Genomic DNA, 849 nt, shown 5'->3' on the forward strand with positions numbered 1-849 from the left:
AGGCCGAGATCGCCGCCTTGCGCGCCCTAGGTGAATTCTGCTTCTGCTTCCGCCACCGGAGTCCGAGCCGGTGCAGGCTAGGCTGGGCTCCTGGAAGTGTGCGGGTCGAGTCATCCGTCCTCCTTGGTGCTCTGGGTGAGCGCCTTCGTACGCCGGATCGACTCGCCCGAGAGCGCGAGCCGATAGGCGTTGTGGACGAGGCGGTCGAGGATCGCGTCGGCCAAGGTTGGATGATCGATCGCCTCGTACCAGTCGTCGACCGGCAGCTGAGAGGTGACCATCGTCGAGCGCACCTCGTGGCGATCTTCGAGGATCTCCAGGAGTTCGAGACGATCGGCGTCGGCCAGAGGCGCCAGGCCCCAATCGTCGAGGACGATCAAGTCGGTCTTGGCCAGACCCGCCATCAGCTTGGGATAGCGGCCGTCGGCATGGGCCAGCCTCAGCTCTTCGAAGAGTCGGGGCACACGCAGGTACTGTACTTTGTAGCCTTCGCGGCAGGCTTTCTGCGCCAGAGCACAAGCGAGAAAAGTCTTACCGACGCCGGTGGAGCCAGTGAGTAGAACGTTGCGGTGCCGGGCGATCCAGTCGCACGAAGCCAACGCCAAAAACAAACCTTTATCTAGCTTCCGGCGGATGCGGTAGTCGACATCCTCGACACAGGCATATCCCTGGCGTAGCTTGGCCTTCCTGAGCCGAGTCTTGAGGCGTCGGCTCGCTCGTTCTGTGGCTTCGCGATCGATCAGAAGACCCAGCCGGTCTTCGAATCGAAGGTCTCCGATGTCGCTCATTTGCAGCTGCTCTTCCATGGCTTTGGCCATGCCCTCCAAACGCATCGCACGGAGTTGGTCC

Annotated in this window: 1 protein-coding gene; it reads right to left on the minus strand. The window is 62.2% G+C overall.

Going from position 1 to position 849, the window contains the following annotated elements; translation table 11 throughout:
• Window positions 1-110 precede the first annotated feature (110 nt).
• On the minus strand, window positions 111-849 hold a 739-nt coding region (locus GY769_25880; protein ID MCP4205356.1), incomplete at its 5' end, for an ATP-binding protein.

The sequence above is a fragment of the bacterium genome, from assembly GCA_024224155.1.
GTDB lineage: Bacteria > Acidobacteriota > Thermoanaerobaculia > Multivoradales > JAHEKO01 > CALZIK01.